The sequence below is a fragment of the Candidatus Methylomirabilota bacterium genome (genome assembly GCA_003104975.1).
Taxonomy (GTDB): Bacteria; Methylomirabilota; Methylomirabilia; order Methylomirabilales; family Methylomirabilaceae; genus Methylomirabilis.
In genome coordinates this window covers 421,640-438,859 of record PQAM01000008.1, presented here as the reverse complement: position 1 = coordinate 438,859, position 17,220 = coordinate 421,640, and the positions used below count along the sequence as shown (strand labels likewise).

Below are 17,220 nucleotides of genomic sequence, written 5' to 3'. Positions count from 1 at the left end.
GGGAGTTTTGGATTCCCGCTTTCGCGGGAATGACGACACATGGAGCGCCGACTTCTTCATCGAACTTTTAACTCAGGACGCTAGCAGGTTGTTGAAAAAGTCCGTATATGTCATTGCGAGGAGCGATGTTTGCGACGAAGCAATCTATAACTTATTGTTTTTTAAGGAGACGAAATCGCTTCACCTCGTCCGAAATGATGGTAGACCGAGTTTTTCAACAACCTGCTAAAACATCATCTGTTACTTACGACACCGTACTACGATGTGAAACGCAAGAACCGCAAGATCCTCTACCGATTTGAACCGGAACGGTTCCGCAAACCGTTCCCGCGAAACACCAGAAGGATCGAGCACGATCAGGGGCTCTAATTCGACGACCTCGAAACCATAGCGACGGAAAAGATCCAGCCAATTAGACATCCTAAATCGATTGCAAAAGACCTCACCCTGCCAGGTGCCGTCGAGAAATCCTCTGAGAGACGCCCCCTCACCATACGGCTGAGCCCTGGTGCTATACTCATCATCTGACCATTCCAGAAACCTCAGAGGACCACAAGTACCATAAGTACCATGGTCCTGCAGATCGATCTCGTGGACGCTGATTCCTCCGGGTCGCAGGACCCTTTTTGTCTCACCAACCGTCCGCTCTGGTTCAGGCACATGCTCGAGAGTCGCAACCGAGTAAATGAGGTCAAAAGAATCATCTTCGAAGGGTAGCTGCCCCGACGAAACCGGACTTCGGTAGTCGATCCGCCGCAAGACCTCGTCAGCGTTTAATGTCTCGGCACAGTGTGGGAACGAGGCATGGGGATAGGTTTTCGTGGCAAAGTAACGCCACCACGCAAATCCTTCTACACACCCCAGGTAGTCTTTCAAGCTCTTATAAAAATGAGGGCTTAAATCTGTAATCTCGACGACATCTACGCCGACTGCCCGCTCGACCCCGGAGGCAACAAAACAAAAAAGCGCCCCAAGATTAATACCAGGTCCAATCTCGAGCACCGAGCGGAGGGGTTGCGCGAGATGCTTGCGTGCCAGAAAGTCGATTTCCGCAAAAACGTGGTGGGCGTAAATTAGCGAGTCATTAACGGATGATCGAGCCCGGACCGCTTTAACGAGCAGTTCGTCTCCGAGCACATTGGCCAGCAGTTCTATTTCGCTAGAGCTCTTAAAGGACAATGAACCAATCAGAGTCTCGAGGAGATTCTTGGCAAACGTAGCGTCCGAGGCAGCCAAAGCGACGCACTCCTGTAGCAACTGTTGCGCATCAGGCCGTGCTTGAAAATCAGGTACTCGCGGCGAAACAGTTTGTGTCAGCAAGGGCCGAAGGTGATTAAGCATGCGAGGCATCCCTGACGATGCCGGCGATCACCGGATAGACCGGCAGAATCTCCGACGGAAAGATGACCCGCTTGATCAGGTTGGCATGCTCCAGGATGACGCCGGTCGAGCGATTCAGCCCCTCGGCAAAGGCATTCCAGGGGAGTAACCCGCAGAACAGGTAGAGGGCGAAATAGTCCGTCCCCTCTCCGGCGCCGACGCGGACCTTCAGGATGGCGGAAAAGACGATGGTGTACAGCCCCAGCATGATGAGGGGATGGATGATCGACCAGAACAACCCGACGGCAGAGCCTTTATAGCGGGCCAGCAGATCCCTTTTGACGAAGCTCCAGATGAGGGTCCGGTGACGGTACAGCCCAACACTGCAACGCATGCAACCTCCCACTCCGCGAGGACCTGCCCTCCCCGGCCCTCGCGAAAAGTAAACGTAGTATATGGGCTATCTAGGGGAATCGTCAAGGAAAAAGTCCCTCCTACCCTCGCCCTCTTCCGTGTGCAGGGATACTCTCCAAGAATAGAGATTGATCGCACAACCCTTTCATGTGTCTGTCATTGCGAGCACCCGAAGGGTGCGCGGCAATCTCACCGTTTTGTGCTCGTGAGCCTGGATAACGTGGGGCGAAGAACGGTTGGATTGCTTCACTGCGTTCGCAATGACGCATCCCAATGTCTATTTTTGGGATACTCGGAAGATGTTGACTTCTTAGAACTATTCCTCCATAAGCATAATGCAACCTAAATGGAGGACACCATGGCGACACTGAATATCAAGAACGTGCCCGACCCGCTGTACAGGAAGCTTCGGGCCCGCGCCAAGCGCGAGCGGCGGTCCGTGGCTCAAGAAGTCATCCACATTCTGACCCAGGCCACCCAAGAGCCCAAGCCCCTCTCGATCCTCGCTTTGAAGGGCCTTGGCAAAGAACTCTGGCGCGGTGTGGACACGGCGACATTTGTGGAGCAAGAGCGGCGCTCGTGGGATTGATGGACGAGATCGGGAGCGGCCCCGTCGCCCTTGATACGGCCATCTTCATCTACTACATCGAGGAACACTCACAGTTTCTGCCCCTGGTCGAACCCGTCTTTGCCGCCATCGACGCCGGTCCGCTCGAAGGCGTCACGTCCGGCCTGACGCTCCTTGAGACGCTGGTGGCGCCTTATCGCTTCGGCAATGGTCCGCTGGCCGAGCGCTACGAAGGACTTCTTACTCGGAGCCGCGGCATTCGGCTGGTTGATCTGCGCCTGCCTCTGCTGCGCGCCGCTGCGCAGCTTCGCTCCGGCACTCTGGTGAGGACACCGGATGCCGTGCAGCTCGCGGCGGCGCTGGCTGCGAATTGCGCGGCCTATCTTACGAACGACAGGGATCTCCCGTCCATCCCAGGGCTCCGGATTCTGCAACTCCGCGACTACCTTCCAGCCGCCTGAGGTCATGGGCTCGGCGTGCCTGTTGTCACGTCTTCTTAAGGTGCCCCAGCAGCACGCGCTTCAATCGTGCTGGGTCTTGTCGCATCCCAGTGTCCTGAGTCAAAAGTTCGATGAAGAAGTCGGCGCTCCATGTGTCGTCATTCCCGCGAAAGCGGGAATCCAGAACCCCCGTTATTTCCTGGATTCCGGCTCGCGCCCGCGATGCGGGCTTGGCCGGAATGACGTCCGCAAATAGGCAACGAATTTCAGAAACGGGACACTAGGCTCCCTCTTGGACTGCGAACGCCGCGATTACACCGTCAGAATCGTCAGGCGCGGAAAGGTTGCGCGATAGAGTCGGTCGTCAAGGGTGAGTAGGCGGAATCCATTGTGCAGAGCATGAGCCCCAATGACAAAATCGGCAAGAATGCGACGAGGACCGGCGTCACGGTGTGCTCTGCGGTGGGTCACATACTATTGGAAGGCACGGCCCGCCGCGCGCCAGACCGCTTCGTTGAGATGCCAGTCTACCGCAATGCTGGTCTCCCTGCAGAACGAATCGAGAAACGCTTCCGATCTGGCAGGAGCGGCAATCACGAGACTCCCTCGCCCCAACGCAGCATCCAGTGCCGAACGCGCCGACGTGTTCAGACTGTCGTCCTCGTTCCAGAGCGCGATCAGGACGTTGCTGTCGATCGCCGTCGTCATCGGCCGCGTATTGCGCGCACCCAGCGCATCACGGCCTTTTTGCCGCGCTGAATGCCTGGAGTCCCGATCCCCCGGTACTTTTCAAACGGACTCTCGACTCGCACGGGGCGCACGCGAATGCCGATGCTGTCCTTCTCGAAAAGTAGCGTGTCGCCGGGCCGAACACCCAGGGCCAGCCGAACATCCTGTGGCACGGTGATCTGACCCTTACTGGTCATACGTGCTGCATTCTTCACGATCGCCTCCTATCGTTCTTACTTTAGCATAGCACTCCTTACTGGGCAAGGCGGTGGGTTTCGCGAAGACGTGCATGCGTAACAGCTTTCGCGCAAAGCGCGAAAGAACGTGATGAATCACAGGACGAGCGTTTTCTGCTGACGACTACTTGGCGAGCTATTGGTAACTCGGGCGCCTGTTATCACCCACTCTTAAGATAAGGATGACTCAGCAGCAGACGCTTCAATTGTTGACCGAAGTTGAGATACGCGGGAATCGCCCTAGGCGGCTGTTGGCCTGACCCAGCGACGGTAAAGCGTGGTGGCGATCACAGCGTATCGGCGCCCGGAACCATCACGGTCACCCCTTCAAGGCGAGAGAAGTGTTTCCGGTCGAACGTACAGGCAATCGTCAGCCCGAGCCCCCGCATCCAGACCGCGCTATAGGCATCGATGAAGTCTACATTCTTTTCGGCATAGCAGAGCATAGCCTGCAGTATCAGCTCGCCATCTGCCACCTCCAGCCCTGGTGTGTTCAGGATGGTCAGTACCTTCTCTTTGATGTCGCTCCTGGGAAGTTGATAGAAGGCTTCCAGCGTCCACACCATTTCTGCCATAACCAAGGTGTTGGTGACCAGGGCCAGCCCTCCCGCCGCTGCACGACGGAGCAACTGCTCGACGGCATCCGCTTGTTCCGGCACATCGTTGGTGAGATAGCGCAGGAAGAGATTGGTGTCGACGAAGAGGCGTTCAGGTTTCATTCTCGATCACCTTGCGAGCATGGAGTTCGAGTATCTGCCGACGGATGGCGGTGAAATCCTGGGGTCCAGAGACAGGGACACTTCCCCGCAGGTCCAGCAAGGTGCGGGTGAGGGGCTGCAGGATGACTTCGTCGCCCCGACGGACGAAGAGGAGGCGATCGCCCTCTTGAAGATTGAGCCAACGGCGAATCGTTTTGGGAACCGTAATTTGTCCCCGACGTCCGACTTTTGTCACATTCATCGGATTAATACTCCTTTGACAGACAAATTAGCAATTCGCCTGACATAATTAATTTACCTGTCAAGTTAAAATGTGTCAAGCACGGTCGGTGGGGTGTGATTCCAACTCTCAACTGACTCGGGGAAGGACGGAGAGCAGTCTATTTTGGTCTGATAGGTGGCAACGACTTCCTTACGACAAACGCCATCGAGCACTGTTCCGGTGGGAGCGATACCCTCTCGCGTCATATGTATGCATGGAAGACTTAACATGCGATCGGTGGTTCACCCCTAAGGACAACACGGGGTCGTGGCGAGCGACACGCTGGTGATCGCCACATTGGTCCGGCGGTTAGAGGGGTCGAGGGGATTACTCCCGGGCACGACCCCAAAGGCCGAAAAGGTGTAGGTCCCCGGGAGGAGATCCGAGGATACTCTCAGCGTCGTGATCGGTAACGGGTTGGGCAGGTCGGGCACCGCAAAGGACTGGACGGCGGGCATCGGTATTGAGGAGAAGCTGACGAGGTCCGTGGGCAACGGACGAGACATCGCACCTCCCTCTGCGCTTACCGGCTCAACTCCTGCATCAGGTCCTGCGCCAGGGTGACAGCCTCTTCTGCGTTGGCCAACGCCTGACGGGCGTCGGTCTCACTGAAAAGCTCCCAGGGTGTGCGACCTCCCATTTCATCTCCGTAGTCGGTTTGTACGTGGATATCAGGACCCATCAGCTCCGCCAATTCAATGAGGCATCTTATCCGATCTTGCGCGGGACCCGGAAACAGCCCGTCATCCAACGCTTGGCGGAGGGCCACAGCAGGGTGATGCGTACGACCGACCGGTCCCAGCAACGCCAGCACCGATTTAGCGGCATTCTCCACCGCCAATTGCGCGTTGTCCACTGCAGCGCGCCAGCGTGTCAATTCCACATCCTGACGCGCCTCGCTCAAAAAGCCCTGAGCGATCCGGAGGCGATACTGCACCTGCTCCCGGCCGGTCATGATGCTTGGTCCCATTGCAGCGACCAGTTGAAACCGGGAAAACGTTCCCAACGCCAGACCAGATCACGACCGGCCCGCTCTCGGATCAAGCCGCGCCTGCGAATCAACTCTCTGAGTTGCGCCAACCGATCGGTGGCATACCCCTCGGGGTCATAGAGCACAATGCCGTCCAGGGCAATATCCAGCCACAGAGGAGGCAGATGGGCGGCAAACTCCTGAGGGGTGTTCGCGAGGAGGGCGACACGTCCCCTCCATGCATCGGGAAGCAAGCGCTTCAGCCGCTGATGTCGCTCAAGAATCCGGCCGGGAAGGTGGTGCGCCAGCACAAAGACATCCCAATCACTCCCCTCCCCGGCATCCCCTCGCGCGCGCGAGCCAAAAAGGGCGACAGCGACCAAGTCGTCACCGAGCCCCTCTCGGAGCGCAGCTACGACATCACTCAGGCACGCGCTCTCAGTGATTTCCTGGCCTGCCACCTTGTTCCTCCTACGAGCCTCGTTACAGCGGGAGATCGCCACAGCCACCCAGCGAAACAAACGAAAGTCTCACCCAATGCCCTGTCAATGTCAAACAGAAAAGACTGGAAGAAAGGTCGGCGACAAGACCGCAGATTAGAGAAGCGCTTGTCGTAATCCGAGCAGTCGTTGCGCTGGGCTACCGGCGCCAAACATGCCCTGCTGATCGCAAGGCGCGTTCATCAAGAAGGTGTGCCATTAGAGATTCAGTGACTTGGAGCCGTCAGTCATCTAACACGCAAGATACTATATCGGAAGATATCGCTTTGCGAGTTGTGATTGACAATGACGGAAGTGTTCGTTACTTTATTAAAATATGGTTACTTAACATCAATAGTGGTTTAATCGTGCCAAAATCTGTATAAATCGGCTAACTATATATGACGCTAGCAAGGGTGATTCAAGGTGGGTCCAACTGCGCAAGCATCAACAACGCGTGACGGAAGATGCTCAACTTCAATGAGGAAACTTCGAGAATCTTTCTCAGGAGGTGAGCCTGACCCCATAACGGACATTCGCGCTTCCTTCGAAGTTCGCAAACAGGTGGAGCAGACGACGTCAATTGGTCGGGAGCCTTTCGTCGCCCGAGGCGTAGTTCATGCTGAAGAAAGGAGGAGCTGGGGTGAAAGTTCGACAGAAACTAATGGGCGCATTTCTACTGGCTGGTAGTCTATTTGGTCTGTCCTCAATGGCGGAAGCCTTATTCTTCCCGGCAGACAACAAAATCGGTTGGTACGCCGGAAATGAGGTCTCGTCGCCCAACGTGCCGTGGGCCGTATTGATTTACAACGACGCTACGGATACATATTACCAAGTACTTATGTGGAAGAACGATTCCAGTTGTGATAAGGAGGTGTTGAACGATGGGAACACAACATGTAAGATCCTGCGCGGTTGGGGAAGGATGTATGGCACCACGTTGTATGCGTACATGCATGAACAAGGGAACACAATTCAAAGCACTACTAACGATGTAACCTATTACATCTTCCAGGACGGAAGGGTCTTTCGTGGCTCACAACTATTCCTGACCCTGAACAATCACATCGATGCCTATGGTAATCCGTTCTTTGGCACTAGCTCCAGGGATGGGGTTTTCTTCTCACTCCAATGGGGTCATAAAAAAACCGACAATGGCTGCACCATGACCAAGCTTGATAGCACCGTTGGTCCTAACTACAAGGATTGGGACTTCGAGGCATTCATCATTACCGATGCTGACGGAGATGCCTATATAGTCCTGCCAGCTATCGGACCCGGTCGTACCGGCATGGAGTATACGTGGGGACATCGGAGAGAGCCCCAAGGGTCGATTCATCCCATTTCCTATGCTCCTACATGGCTGTTCAATGATACTTTGGGGTATGCGGGGTTCGAGGGTGTGTTGAGTGACCTAAGATGGTGGCTGTGGCTTGCTCCAAACCATCCCACGCTTTCGTCAATCAATGGCAAGGCAGTTCAGACTTGGAGTCGGAGTACCAGCGTACTCTCCGCCTACAAAGTACAAGGCCCCGGCTTCACATGTGAATCTCAGTACCCGCCATCCGATCCGGCCCCGGGCTCTCAATGGTAGTCGAGAGAGGGAAACACAGAGGTACCACAACTGACACGAACTGATAGAAAGCAAGAATCGCGCGACCCGGGCCTCGACTTTTATCGTAGGCTCCATGACTATCTAGCGAGCTATCGGCGGTGCGACGCATCTAATGTCGCGCATTCTTTAAGATGGCCAAGCAGCGCACGCTCCAACCGCGTGACCACCGCCTCGACCGGATAGCCGGCAGCGACCTCGAGGCCGGCTTTCCGCAAGCGCTCCCAGAGCGCCTGATCGCTGAGAATCTGGTCGATGGCGTCCGCTGTAGTGATCGGATCGCGGGGCGGTACGAAGATGGCGTAATCGTGGGCGTGCCCCAAGCTCAGATACGAGGGGATCGCCGTCAACACACACGGCACCCCGCAGGCCATGGCCTCGATGGCCGTCAGTCCGAACCCTTCCGCCTCCGTCGAGGCACCCACCAGCAGATCGCAGTCTCGATACAGGTCGGGCATCGCATACGGAGCGACTCCTTGGTGATACTCATCAACCACACCCATCGCCTGCTCGGGCCCCGATTGCGGCGTCTGAGACGCGCGAACGATCCGGAGGTGATGCCGCCTATCGCGTAGACGCCTGAGTCCCTCGAGCGCATACGGAATCCCCTTGACAGGCCACTCCCATGGCCCCACGACCAGTATCCGCCGCAGTTCGCCCTGCGGTCGAATCGGTCCCGGAGTAAAGCGCGTCAGATCGATCCCGTTCCCGATCTCAACGCACGGTTGACCGAACCGCGATTCGATCAGCGCCCTCAGGTGCGGTCCTACGGTCACCTTCAGCGTGGGCAGACGATAGGTCGCCTCGATCTCGGCTCGAAGCGCGGCGCATCTCTCTGGGGTCGGCACGAGATCCGGCGGCAGCCGATAGATGCGCTCGACCTCGGCCCGCAACACGCCATCATCGTACAAATCGCCCTCATACCCCTGGCAGAAATGGACCGCCCTGCCGCGTCCGGCGGCTACGGCGGGCGCCACGGTGGTCCAGTAGGTGCCGATGATGAAGTCCGCCTCGGGAATGTCGTCGCGGCTAAACGCCGTCACCTGCCGAAATTCGGCCCGCAGGGGAAACCAGTTCGGCCAAGGCCCTTTGGAGAGGACGATCACCCGATGACCCGATCGGACCAGGCCGTTGGCCTGCTCCAAGACGGCCTTGACGCCGCCCCAGGTCTCAGTCCCTTCCAGAAGATAGACAATCCGCACCTGGTCTACTCCTTCACCCATGACCACACCCCCAGCGGGTCAAGGGTCTCGACATCCAGCATCCTGGCATAATACCGTCCAGGTTGCAGCCTGACCCATACCGCCGCCGGAAACCGGTACTCATCACCGCTCACAAAGGCCGCAGCCGACGGAATCAGACGCGGATCAAAGCCGATCTCGACCACCCGCTCGCGCTCAGGGGCCTCAGGAAGGCGCCATTTCGGAGGATCAGCCAAGACACCGAAATCGATGACACCCGGGGGCATGATGAGCGCCCGGCGGGCCAGCCGCCCGTGAAGCGCCCGGAGCGCCAAGTAGAGGAGCCGGCCGGGCAGGCCATAGTGGATCTGCACAAACCTGGCCTGTGACCGGCGCGCATGACCTTGGGTCGCTCCAACGTCCTGTTGCGCGCTCTGGTTGAAATAGTGGACGATCTCCGCGTCCGGGACATGGACGAGCCGATATCCGGCCAGGCGCACCCGGCGACACCAGTCGGCATCTTCATAGTACAGAAAATAGCCGGGGTCAAGCCGACCAATCCGATCGAGGACGGACCGGCGAGTCAGAATGCAGGCCCCGGAGAGCATCGGGACCTCCATCGGTTCGCGGCTTCGCCAGACGGTCATCGCATCGCGGTGCCATCGACTATCCAGGGAACCGCCCCACGCCGGCAGCAGATCCGCTATGAACCGGCCCATAAGAAAGGCGAGCGTCGGCGGGTCGCCGGGCGGCAGCAGGAGCGTGCGATCCTGGTCGGCCCAGATCCGAGGCCCCACCGCCCCGACCTCCGGATGACGATAGCAATACTGAAGCAGGGCATCCAAGGCCCCGTCCAGTACGACGGTGTCGGGATTGAGAAAGCAGAGGTACCGCCCCGACGCGCGCGCGATCCCCTGATTGTTGGCGACGGCAAAGCCGACGTTGGCATCGTTCCTTACCAGGACGACGTCGGACGGCAGTCGCTCAAGACAGGCCACATCCTCGGACGAAGAGGCGTTATCAATGACCAGGATCTCGAGGCGCCCGGCGTCCCCGTCCGGCGCAGCAAACTTCTGCGCCTGAAGCGAGGCCACCGCCTCCAGGACCAGGCCGCCGGCGTTATAATTGACAATAATGACAGAGAGATCGACGCTGAGCGTACCCATCCGTTCCGCTTTCCTTTCGACTTACCGCGGTGAATTATAGGCATCATGTTCGGACCAGGTCAAGCCGGGACGGACCGCCTTCGGATATAAGTTGACCGCGCCACCCATTCGCGTGTCTGTCATTTCGAGCACCTGAAGGGTGCGCGGCGATCTCACCGTTCTGTTGTCGCAAGCGTAGAGGAATGGCGACGAAGAACGGTTGGATTGCTTCGCTACGCTCGCAATGACGCATCCCGATGTTGATTCTCGGGGCCGCCATTGGGCTTTGACCGCTCACCCGCCTGGAGTATACTGACGGAGGCTCCAAAGGATTCGACACATTATGAGAGTATGCGAAGTGCAATGAACAGTATTATGCAGCTCGTCCGTTTCGATGCGATGATTGGGCAATGCGAAGGGCGTCAACAATGGATCAGGTTGTGAAAGAGTATGTGGCCGAGTTGCGAAAACGGCTGGGCTCGTCCATGCGACAGGTCCTTTTGTTCGACTCGAGGGCGAGAGGAAGCGCTCGGGAGGATTCGGATTACGACATGCTGGTAGTGGTCGAACAGCGAACGCCGAAGGTCCGGGGCCACCACCCGGCAATCCCTGAACGATGCCACGATCTGGATCGAGGGGCTGGTTAAATAGTGACGCGGAGGGGGAGTTTCTTCGAGCGTCACGAGGTGCTGCCCAACTCGTTCAGCGCTTCTTCCGGAGTGAGAATGCGGGCTCGCCGATGTCGCTTTAACGCCAGGAGATCCTTATCCCTCGTGATGATCAATGCGGCGTTGCCGGCCGTCGCCGCATCAAGAAACTTGTTGTCGGTCTGATCGCGACTCGCGGCAAAGTGTCTGGCCGGGTTGACCACGGTGACCTTCGAGGGATGGGTCAACCACAGCGCCCATCCTCTCAAGGCCCGTCTTGAAAGATCAAATCTGGCCAGGACCCGTAAATACTCCTCGACGATCTCATCGGAAACAATAGGCTGAATCAGCCCATGTTTCCAGCGATGCACCACCTGCTGCGAAGCTCCACCCCAGAGGCTGGAGATCAGGACGCTGGTGTCGAGCACCACGCGATCCCGAAGCTTCCGTCTGACCACCGTCTAACGCCCGACCTCGGCTCTCACCTTCTCAATGAGGCGATCGAGCTCTTCAGGCCGATAACCCGCCCGCTCGGCCGCCGCCTTCGTCTCTCGCATCAGCAGATCAAGACCGGAGGGGGATAAAAGGGCCGTCTGCTCCAGCCACTCGTCGATCACCGTCTTCTTAAACCGCCACTGTCGGCCGATCTTCGCGCCGGGAACCTCCCCACATTCCACCTTCCTGTAAAGGGTCTGCGGAGAAAGCTGAAGATACGCCGCGAGCTGGTTCAGATTCATGACCTCTGGAAATTCCCGCATGACGTCGTTGCGCACCGCTGCTATTGTGTTCACCTTCCTTGCTCCCAACCTCGCCTTTTCTCAAAATCCGCGTCAGCGCTTCCCTGCCGTCTGAGTTGATCCACCAATCTATCTTTGAACTTACGCATCTTTCTTCCAGTTGTCAAGCTTTTTCATAATTTGTTATAATTCGTAGCTAGTGTCATATATGTGAAAGTCGCCGGCGTTATAATTGACAATAATGACAGAGAGATCGGCGCTACGCGTTCCCATTCATTCTGCTTCTCCTTGGTTCGCAGGGGTGCATTATAGGCATCATGTTCAGATCCGGTCAAGCCGGGACGGACCACGCAAGAATAGAGATTGATCACGCAGCCATTCGTGTGCCTGTCATTGTTCAGAAAGCCCCCCGTCTCGGTCATTGCGAGGGAGCGCAGCGACCGAAGCAATCTCATCGTTCTTCGCACCTTGAAAAACGGTGAGATTGCCGCGCTCCCGTTGGTCGCTCGCAATGACGAGCCAGTGACGGGGCGGTCTCGCACATGCCCATCTGCCTGTGCGTGCCCGCACGCAGACAGGTGGGCGCACCAGCGACGACCTGATCCGGCAGGCGCGTACGGAGACCGGCGACGATGCGAAATTCGAATTTCCCGAGGTCCCGGAAGGGCAGTGGCTGCTGCTGGTCGAGTTGCCCAGACCGCCAGCGCTGGCGGTCTGGGTGGTTCCGGTGACCGTGACCGCCGGTGCGGCCACCAAGCAGTCGCTTAATGACCAGACTGTTATTGAAGGGCTAGTTCAATAGGCGAGAAGGAGGGAGGTGTTGTCAGTTCTGCCCTAGCTGGGAGTTGGTGTCCTTTGGGTTAGCCTGTCGCTCTTGTCTTCAAAGCGGCAGGAACATCACCCGGTTAATCAGATCTGCAGGCTCCCCAGCCTCGGCGATAATTGCTAAGTCCTGTACGCACCCGCCGATCGAAGACCGAAATTGGTGAGCGTAAATCACGCCGTGGAACGGAATGCCTGCCCCCTGTCGTGTCGCCGCTTCCGCCAATAGATCATCATCTCGAGTGAAGAGCACCCGTCTCAATTCGTTGGCTCGGTCCAATAAGGCCGCATCATCCAGCTTGCTGGCGCCATCCTCATATGCAGTGAGTACGTCTATTCCACGAAGCCGGAGCCCGAGAGTAATCGCTCGTGGAACATGCTGATCCATATAAAAGGCCAGGGGCATCAGATCCGCCCTGTGGCCCTCAACCGATCTCTCAGCGCGGAAGACTCCGTTGCCTGCTGCATGCGATCAACGGACTGCAGGCGTCGTTCGATATCCTGGTCAAGCTCCGTTTTATGATCCCAATAATACGCCAGCGCAGAGTAGATTTGACCCATGGTCAAATCTGAATGCTGGAAGTGCAGTTCTTCCGGACTCCAACCGTAGCTGAGATGATCCAAAACAAGTTCTACGACTTTCATGGTAGTACCGCCAATTATCGGAACCTGATCAGCATCGAGTCGAATGTGCTCGTAGTGGGTTTCGGTCAACAACGGAAACACCTCCTGCGCAAAACGTCTAGGCGCTCTCCCTGTCATGCTGAATAAGTCCAATGCTCTGACTCCAAACCTAATTCTCCCACTTTTACTTGTCAAGGCTTTTCAGGACAACTCGCGATTTCACGGTTGACAGTCTAAGATAGAACGGTATACTGTGCTTCGTCACGCGCGCGGGACAACATGACGACGCACAGGAGGGAATCGGATGCGACGAAGGGCAGGCAGGTGGGTGATCGGCTTTCTGCTTCTGGCCGGCTGCGCGGGCCTCACTCGCGGCCTTCAGGAACCTGATTGGCAGGGCATGCTGCAGACCGTCCAGGCGCGCAAGGACCGTGGCGAGGTCGGCGCCGTCGAGGGCCTGCTCTACCTTGGACGAACAGGGATCCCCATCCCCCTCCGGGATACGCCGGTGACCCTCATACCCCTTCCGCCTGAACTCGAGACGGTCGTGGCCGATGCCAGGGCGCAGTATGCGGCGGGCGGCTTTCAGCCCCTCTCGACCGAGGCGTTCGACAAGGCCCATCAGCCGATCACCACCGCCGTCACGCGGTTACGGACGGAGTACGGCGACCTGGCGCGTGCGGTCAGGACGGCATCAGGGACCGATCCCGAGTTCCGGTTTCAGGACGTCCCGGCTGGGCGCTGGCTCCTGCTGGCGGAGCTCCACTCACCCATTTCCACCCTCCTTTGGGCGGTGCCCGTCACCGTCAGCGCCGGGGCCATCACCCGGCAATCCCTGAACGATGAGACGATCTGGATCGAGGGCCTAAGGCCTCGACCTGAGACCACCCACCAATAACGCTCGTTCCCGCTCGGCGCGGACGTCATTGCGAGCAACCAACGGGAGCGCGGCAATCTCACCGTACTTGCCGTTGCGAAAAACGGTGAGATTGCTTCGGTCGCTGCGCTCCCTCGCAATGACGTGAGGGGGGTCATTGCGAGCACCCGAAGAAAGCCGAAGCCAGAAGCGAAGGGGTGGCAATCTCACAGTCCTTCAGACAAATCACACCAGGTCGGATTCATTCCGTTGATCAACTGGAGCTTCTTCGCTCGTGAACCCGCTTTGAGCCGCTTCTCCCGAACAATCCCAGTCTTGATATCGTCACACACCTCGTAGTAGACCAACTTGGTAAGATTGTAGCGCTTCGTAAAGCCCTCCGCCAGTTTGGCACGATGCTCATAGACCCGCTTGATCAGGTCGCTCGTGACGCCGACATAGAGCGTGGTGTGCGTCTTATTTGTCATGATGTAGATGTAACCGGGCCTTTGCATTGTCGTTCGTTTGTCCGTCATTGCGAGCGACCAACGGGAGCGCGGCAATCTCACCGTCGTTGTCCTGAACGACTGTGAGATTGCTTCGGTCGCTGCGCTCCCTCGCAATGACCGATACGGGAGACTTTGCTTAGAAAATAGCCCGCATTTTCATGATGCATGGGTGGCCGACGGGCCATGATGATTCTAACCAACCCCGCTTGCGCGGGGGGCGCGCCCATTGGGATGAACGTCTGTTGCGAGACCGTCTCATCACTGGCTCGTCATTGCGAGCACCAGAAGGGTGCGTGGCAATCTGGCACAGAGTGTCAGTGCGAGCCGTAGGCGAAGCAATCCCCTGGTGACACAGACAAGAACGGTGAGATTGCTTCGATCGCTGCGCTCCCTCACAATGACGTAAGGGGGGTCATTGCGAGCGACCAACGGGAGCGCGGCAATCTCACGGTCGTTATCCTGAGCCCACCAAAAAAACACGGGCCAGGGGTGAGAACCCCTGGCCCGTGGACTGTCGTTGTAACGTGATACCGACGATCTAGAACCCGAAACAGGCTAGGAAGAACTCAGCAGCCGTGTCGATCGACGCATCGATATCGCAGTGGTCCACGAAATCAACGTTGGTGTATCGCGTGTTCCGGCTACCGGTCGCAACGTTCAGATGATCACCGCCGCCTGCCGGATCACCCCAGAGGCGGGTGACGTCACCCTGGGCCGTATCGTTAGACTCCACCAGCACCCCGACCATGCCGCGGTCGAACTCATCACCGGCATCACCCCGAGTTGACAGGCCGGCTACGTTGAGCGGCCCGATATCTGCGCTGTTCGGGATATCGATCCACCCGATGAAGGCGCCGGGGACGGCGCCGCTGGCCTCATCCACATGCGGGAAGTTCGACACACCGTGGCAGTCCTCCGGGAGGATGTTGTGCCAGTTGGTCTGGTTGATGATGGTGCCAAACAGGCTACCCAGGGAGCTGAGGATATAGTGCCCGCTGATCGGTCTGGACGAGTGGTTTTCACATCCGTCAAAGACCTCGGTGTTGGCGGTGATCAGTGTGCCTGGGTTGATCAGAGACGTGCTCACAGCATCTGCGCCTGGCGGTTCGCCCAGGGCGCCGCCGGCCCAGTTACCGTTCGGAAGAGCGGCGATGGCCAGCAGACTCTGGGTATTAATGGGGCCACCCTCGGCGAAGAACATCGGCACGAAGACGCGCGCCGGGAACGGCTCGAAGCTACCGGTCCAGCCGCCGACAGCGGCATTTCCGCTTCCATCGTTAGCCCGGGCGACGATATTACCGCCGACACCCAAAGTAGAGCTGCCGATTCCGCTGGCGGCCGGGTAGGCGATCGCAAAGTCGTTCGTGCTGTCGCCGATGACGACGGTCCCCAACAGGACGTTAAACTGGACCGAGGTGCCGGTCGTGGTGGCCGTATCCCGGACATCGATGTCGGCATACCCCTGCGTACCCGGAAGGGCCAGCGAGGGGTTGGTCAGATCAAGCTGATCGACATCCCCCGGGCTGAGCTCGACGGGGACGTCGGTTCGAGTGCAGGACTTGTCGTACCACTCGATGTGGACTTGACCGGTCAGGGTGGTGACACCGTCAGTCATGGGCGCCCCGGTCAGGTCGACGAATCGGCTGACGTTGGTAAGCAGGATAAGGGTGCTTTTACCGCTGGTGACATCCCAGTACGGGATCGCGAGGCGGGCGGCCGGAACCAGCTCCGTGTTCGCGGAGGCCGTCCCCACTGCGGCCACCAGTGGGGCAACCGCCAGCATGGACGCCAAGATACCCTTCGTTAAGGACTTCATCTGTTTTTTCCCCTCCTTCTTGATGGATAACAGGCTATGGAACGGGTGAAACACACAAAACTCCTCTTCGACTTAAACCCCCTTGGACCGCTTCCCCGCATCACCTCCCCTCGCTGGTCCTCCCCCTTGATCACGTCGCGTCCGGGCCATTGACACTATCAAAACCTTACGCCAACTTCCCGCTTGATCTGCATGTACACCTGTATCCGGACGACCCCCTCATCCGGATGAGACTGAATTCTGCTCTTTATATTCTTCGCAGGCGCTGTTGTCAAGAAAAAAATCGGCCTCGGATCGATGTTACGATTCGTCATTGCGAGCGACCAACGGGAGCGCGGCAATCTCGCCGTCGTTGTCCTGAAAGACTGTGAGATTGCTTCGGTCGCTACGTTCCCTCGCAATGACGCGGGGGACTGTCAGGATAATGACAGATCGTCATCGTTATTTCTGGGTTGGCCTTAACGCAGGCCCCATCGCATTCCAGTCCACCGGCGGGTACGGATCGCCCACCGGAAAGCGGAACCGTCGGTACCAGTCACCCTCGGCCAGGACCCATCGCTCCTCGAATTCGTGCCACTTCGGCTCAACAGGTTTGACCAGCTTCGGATGATGGAACGTCGACCGGATCTTCATCCGTACCACCCCCTGTTGGCCCTGAACCTCCTGTCCCAGGATCGTATACTCAAAAACAGTGGTCGACCCGCGGCCCTGCGCAAACGCCGTCAGAGAGACGGCCCGCCGGAAGGCGGGCTCATGGAGCTGATAGGTCTCGACGAGATCGCCGCGAAGTCTGGCCTCCCAGTATTGGGCGGCCCGGGCGCGCAGCCGCTCCTCAGGGTCGAGCGTGACGGCCGGAGGCGGTTGAACGGCCTGCGGCGACGCGGCCTGCGGCGCGGCGGGGTGTTCCGCGGGCCGCAGCGGGGCCGACGCACACCCGGCCAGGACCAGCCCTGCAAGCAGTATGGCGCCCCATCCGGAGGCGTTCGTGTTTCGTCTCATCACCTCGTATCCCCCATTCTGTCGCCTTGCATCCCTTGCTTTGAGCAACACCGCACCCACCCTGCGGCACACACCCATGGGCATGAAGACTTCACTCTTAGTCCATACCACCCACTACTGCTTCGTTGTGAAAGG

General features: G+C 58.1%; 23 protein-coding genes. 6 read left to right on the top strand and 17 right to left on the bottom strand.

The window, feature by feature from the left end:
* Positions 1-240 precede the first annotated feature (240 nt).
* Both C3F12_05745 and C3F12_05740 read right to left on the bottom strand, forming a co-directional pair.
* Entirely contained in the window at positions 241-1,341 is a 1,101-nt protein-coding gene (locus C3F12_05745) for a hypothetical protein (protein PWB47469.1), read from the bottom strand.
* Complete coding sequence (locus C3F12_05740; GenBank protein ID PWB47468.1) at positions 1,334-1,714, bottom strand: hypothetical protein; 381 nt, start codon at positions 1,712-1,714, stop codon at positions 1,334-1,336. The genes C3F12_05745 and C3F12_05740 overlap by 8 nt, the downstream gene beginning before the upstream one ends.
* A gap of 378 nt (positions 1,715-2,092) precedes the next feature.
* On the opposite strand from C3F12_05740, the gene C3F12_05735 reads away from it, so the two are divergent.
* Positions 2,093-2,323, top strand: coding sequence for a hypothetical protein (locus tag C3F12_05735; protein PWB47467.1), 231 nt, complete (start codon positions 2,093-2,095; stop codon positions 2,321-2,323).
* On the top strand, positions 2,323-2,763 hold the full coding sequence (locus C3F12_05730) for a hypothetical protein (GenBank protein ID PWB47466.1): 441 nt from the start codon (positions 2,323-2,325) through the stop codon (positions 2,761-2,763). The genes C3F12_05735 and C3F12_05730 overlap by 1 nt, the downstream gene beginning before the upstream one ends.
* A 453-nt stretch (positions 2,764-3,216) precedes the next feature.
* On the opposite strand, the gene C3F12_05725 is transcribed toward C3F12_05730, so the two are convergent.
* The 6 genes from C3F12_05725 to C3F12_05700 form a co-directional block, all read right to left on the bottom strand.
* On the bottom strand, positions 3,217-3,450 hold the full coding sequence (locus C3F12_05725) for a hypothetical protein (GenBank protein ID PWB47465.1): 234 nt from the start codon (positions 3,448-3,450) through the stop codon (positions 3,217-3,219).
* Entirely contained in the window at positions 3,447-3,668 is a 222-nt protein-coding gene (locus tag C3F12_05720) for a hypothetical protein (GenBank protein PWB47464.1), read from the bottom strand. The genes C3F12_05725 and C3F12_05720 overlap by 4 nt, the downstream gene beginning before the upstream one ends.
* Before the next feature lie 326 nt (positions 3,669-3,994).
* Positions 3,995-4,426 (bottom strand): nucleotide-binding protein, encoded by a 432-nt coding sequence (locus C3F12_05715; protein ID PWB47463.1) that lies wholly within the window; start codon positions 4,424-4,426, stop codon positions 3,995-3,997.
* Positions 4,416-4,667 (bottom strand): AbrB family transcriptional regulator, encoded by a 252-nt coding sequence (locus tag C3F12_05710; protein PWB47462.1) that lies wholly within the window; start codon positions 4,665-4,667, stop codon positions 4,416-4,418. The genes C3F12_05715 and C3F12_05710 overlap by 11 nt, the downstream gene beginning before the upstream one ends.
* Before the next feature lie 544 nt (positions 4,668-5,211).
* Entirely contained in the window at positions 5,212-5,643 is a 432-nt protein-coding gene (locus tag C3F12_05705) for a hypothetical protein (protein PWB47461.1), read from the bottom strand.
* Positions 5,640-6,119, bottom strand: a complete 480-nt coding sequence (locus C3F12_05700; protein ID PWB47460.1) for a hypothetical protein — start codon at positions 6,117-6,119, stop codon at positions 5,640-5,642. The genes C3F12_05705 and C3F12_05700 overlap by 4 nt, the downstream gene beginning before the upstream one ends.
* 682 nt (positions 6,120-6,801) lie before the next feature.
* Here C3F12_05700 and C3F12_05695 point away from each other — a divergent pair.
* Positions 6,802-7,731: a hypothetical protein gene (locus tag C3F12_05695; protein PWB47459.1), complete on the top strand. Its 930-nt coding sequence runs from the start codon at positions 6,802-6,804 to the stop codon at positions 7,729-7,731.
* Positions 7,732-7,841: 110 nt separating this feature from the next.
* On the opposite strand, the gene C3F12_05690 is transcribed toward C3F12_05695, so the two are convergent.
* Both C3F12_05690 and C3F12_05685 read right to left on the bottom strand, forming a co-directional pair.
* On the bottom strand, positions 7,842-8,978 hold the full coding sequence (locus C3F12_05690; GenBank protein ID PWB47458.1) for a hypothetical protein: 1,137 nt from the start codon (positions 8,976-8,978) through the stop codon (positions 7,842-7,844).
* Positions 8,957-10,096, bottom strand: a complete 1,140-nt coding sequence (locus C3F12_05685; GenBank protein ID PWB47611.1) for a hypothetical protein — start codon at positions 10,094-10,096, stop codon at positions 8,957-8,959. Before C3F12_05685 ends, C3F12_05690 begins: the two co-directional genes overlap by 22 nt.
* A 407-nt stretch (positions 10,097-10,503) precedes the next feature.
* On the opposite strand from C3F12_05685, the gene C3F12_05680 reads away from it, so the two are divergent.
* Positions 10,504-10,722 carry a hypothetical protein gene (locus C3F12_05680; protein ID PWB47457.1) on the top strand — a complete coding sequence of 73 codons (219 nt, stop codon included), beginning with the start codon at positions 10,504-10,506 and terminating at the stop codon, positions 10,720-10,722.
* A 32-nt stretch (positions 10,723-10,754) separates the two neighbouring features.
* Here the strand turns inward: C3F12_05680 and C3F12_05675 are convergent, their stop codons facing one another.
* Complete coding sequence (locus tag C3F12_05675; protein PWB47456.1) at positions 10,755-11,180, bottom strand: putative toxin-antitoxin system toxin component, PIN family; 426 nt, start codon at positions 11,178-11,180, stop codon at positions 10,755-10,757.
* A 3-nt stretch (positions 11,181-11,183) separates the two neighbouring features.
* Positions 11,184-11,480 (bottom strand): DNA-binding protein, encoded by a 297-nt coding sequence (locus C3F12_05670; GenBank protein ID PWB47455.1) that lies wholly within the window; start codon positions 11,478-11,480, stop codon positions 11,184-11,186.
* A gap of 535 nt (positions 11,481-12,015) precedes the next feature.
* Between C3F12_05670 and C3F12_05665 the strand changes: the two genes are divergently transcribed.
* Entirely contained in the window at positions 12,016-12,261 is a 246-nt protein-coding gene (locus C3F12_05665; protein PWB47454.1) for a hypothetical protein, read from the top strand.
* A gap of 78 nt (positions 12,262-12,339) precedes the next feature.
* Here the strand turns inward: C3F12_05665 and C3F12_05660 are convergent, their stop codons facing one another.
* Together C3F12_05660 and C3F12_05655 are read right to left on the bottom strand one after the other, a co-directional pair.
* A complete protein-coding gene (locus tag C3F12_05660; protein ID PWB47453.1) occupies positions 12,340-12,687 on the bottom strand; it encodes a hypothetical protein in 348 nt (115 codons plus the stop codon).
* Positions 12,687-12,998: a hypothetical protein gene (locus tag C3F12_05655; protein PWB47610.1), complete on the bottom strand. Its 312-nt coding sequence runs from the start codon at positions 12,996-12,998 to the stop codon at positions 12,687-12,689. The genes C3F12_05660 and C3F12_05655 overlap by 1 nt, the downstream gene beginning before the upstream one ends.
* A 211-nt stretch (positions 12,999-13,209) precedes the next feature.
* Here C3F12_05655 and C3F12_05650 point away from each other — a divergent pair, with 211 nt between their 5' ends.
* Positions 13,210-13,803, top strand: coding sequence for a hypothetical protein (locus tag C3F12_05650; protein ID PWB47452.1), 594 nt, complete (start codon positions 13,210-13,212; stop codon positions 13,801-13,803).
* A gap of 185 nt (positions 13,804-13,988) precedes the next feature.
* Here the strand turns inward: C3F12_05650 and C3F12_05645 are convergent, their stop codons facing one another.
* The 3 genes from C3F12_05645 to C3F12_05635 all read right to left on the bottom strand — a co-directional run bounded on the left by C3F12_05645 (position 13,989) and on the right by C3F12_05635 (position 17,085).
* Positions 13,989-14,249, bottom strand: coding sequence for an excinuclease ABC subunit C (locus C3F12_05645; protein PWB47609.1), 261 nt, complete (start codon positions 14,247-14,249; stop codon positions 13,989-13,991).
* Between the two features lie 559 nt (positions 14,250-14,808).
* Entirely contained in the window at positions 14,809-16,140 is a 1,332-nt protein-coding gene (locus tag C3F12_05640; GenBank protein PWB47451.1) for a hypothetical protein, read from the bottom strand.
* Between the two features lie 387 nt (positions 16,141-16,527).
* Positions 16,528-17,085 carry a hypothetical protein gene (locus C3F12_05635; protein ID PWB47450.1) on the bottom strand — a complete coding sequence of 186 codons (558 nt, stop codon included), beginning with the start codon at positions 17,083-17,085 and terminating at the stop codon, positions 16,528-16,530.
* Positions 17,086-17,220 lie beyond the last annotated feature (135 nt).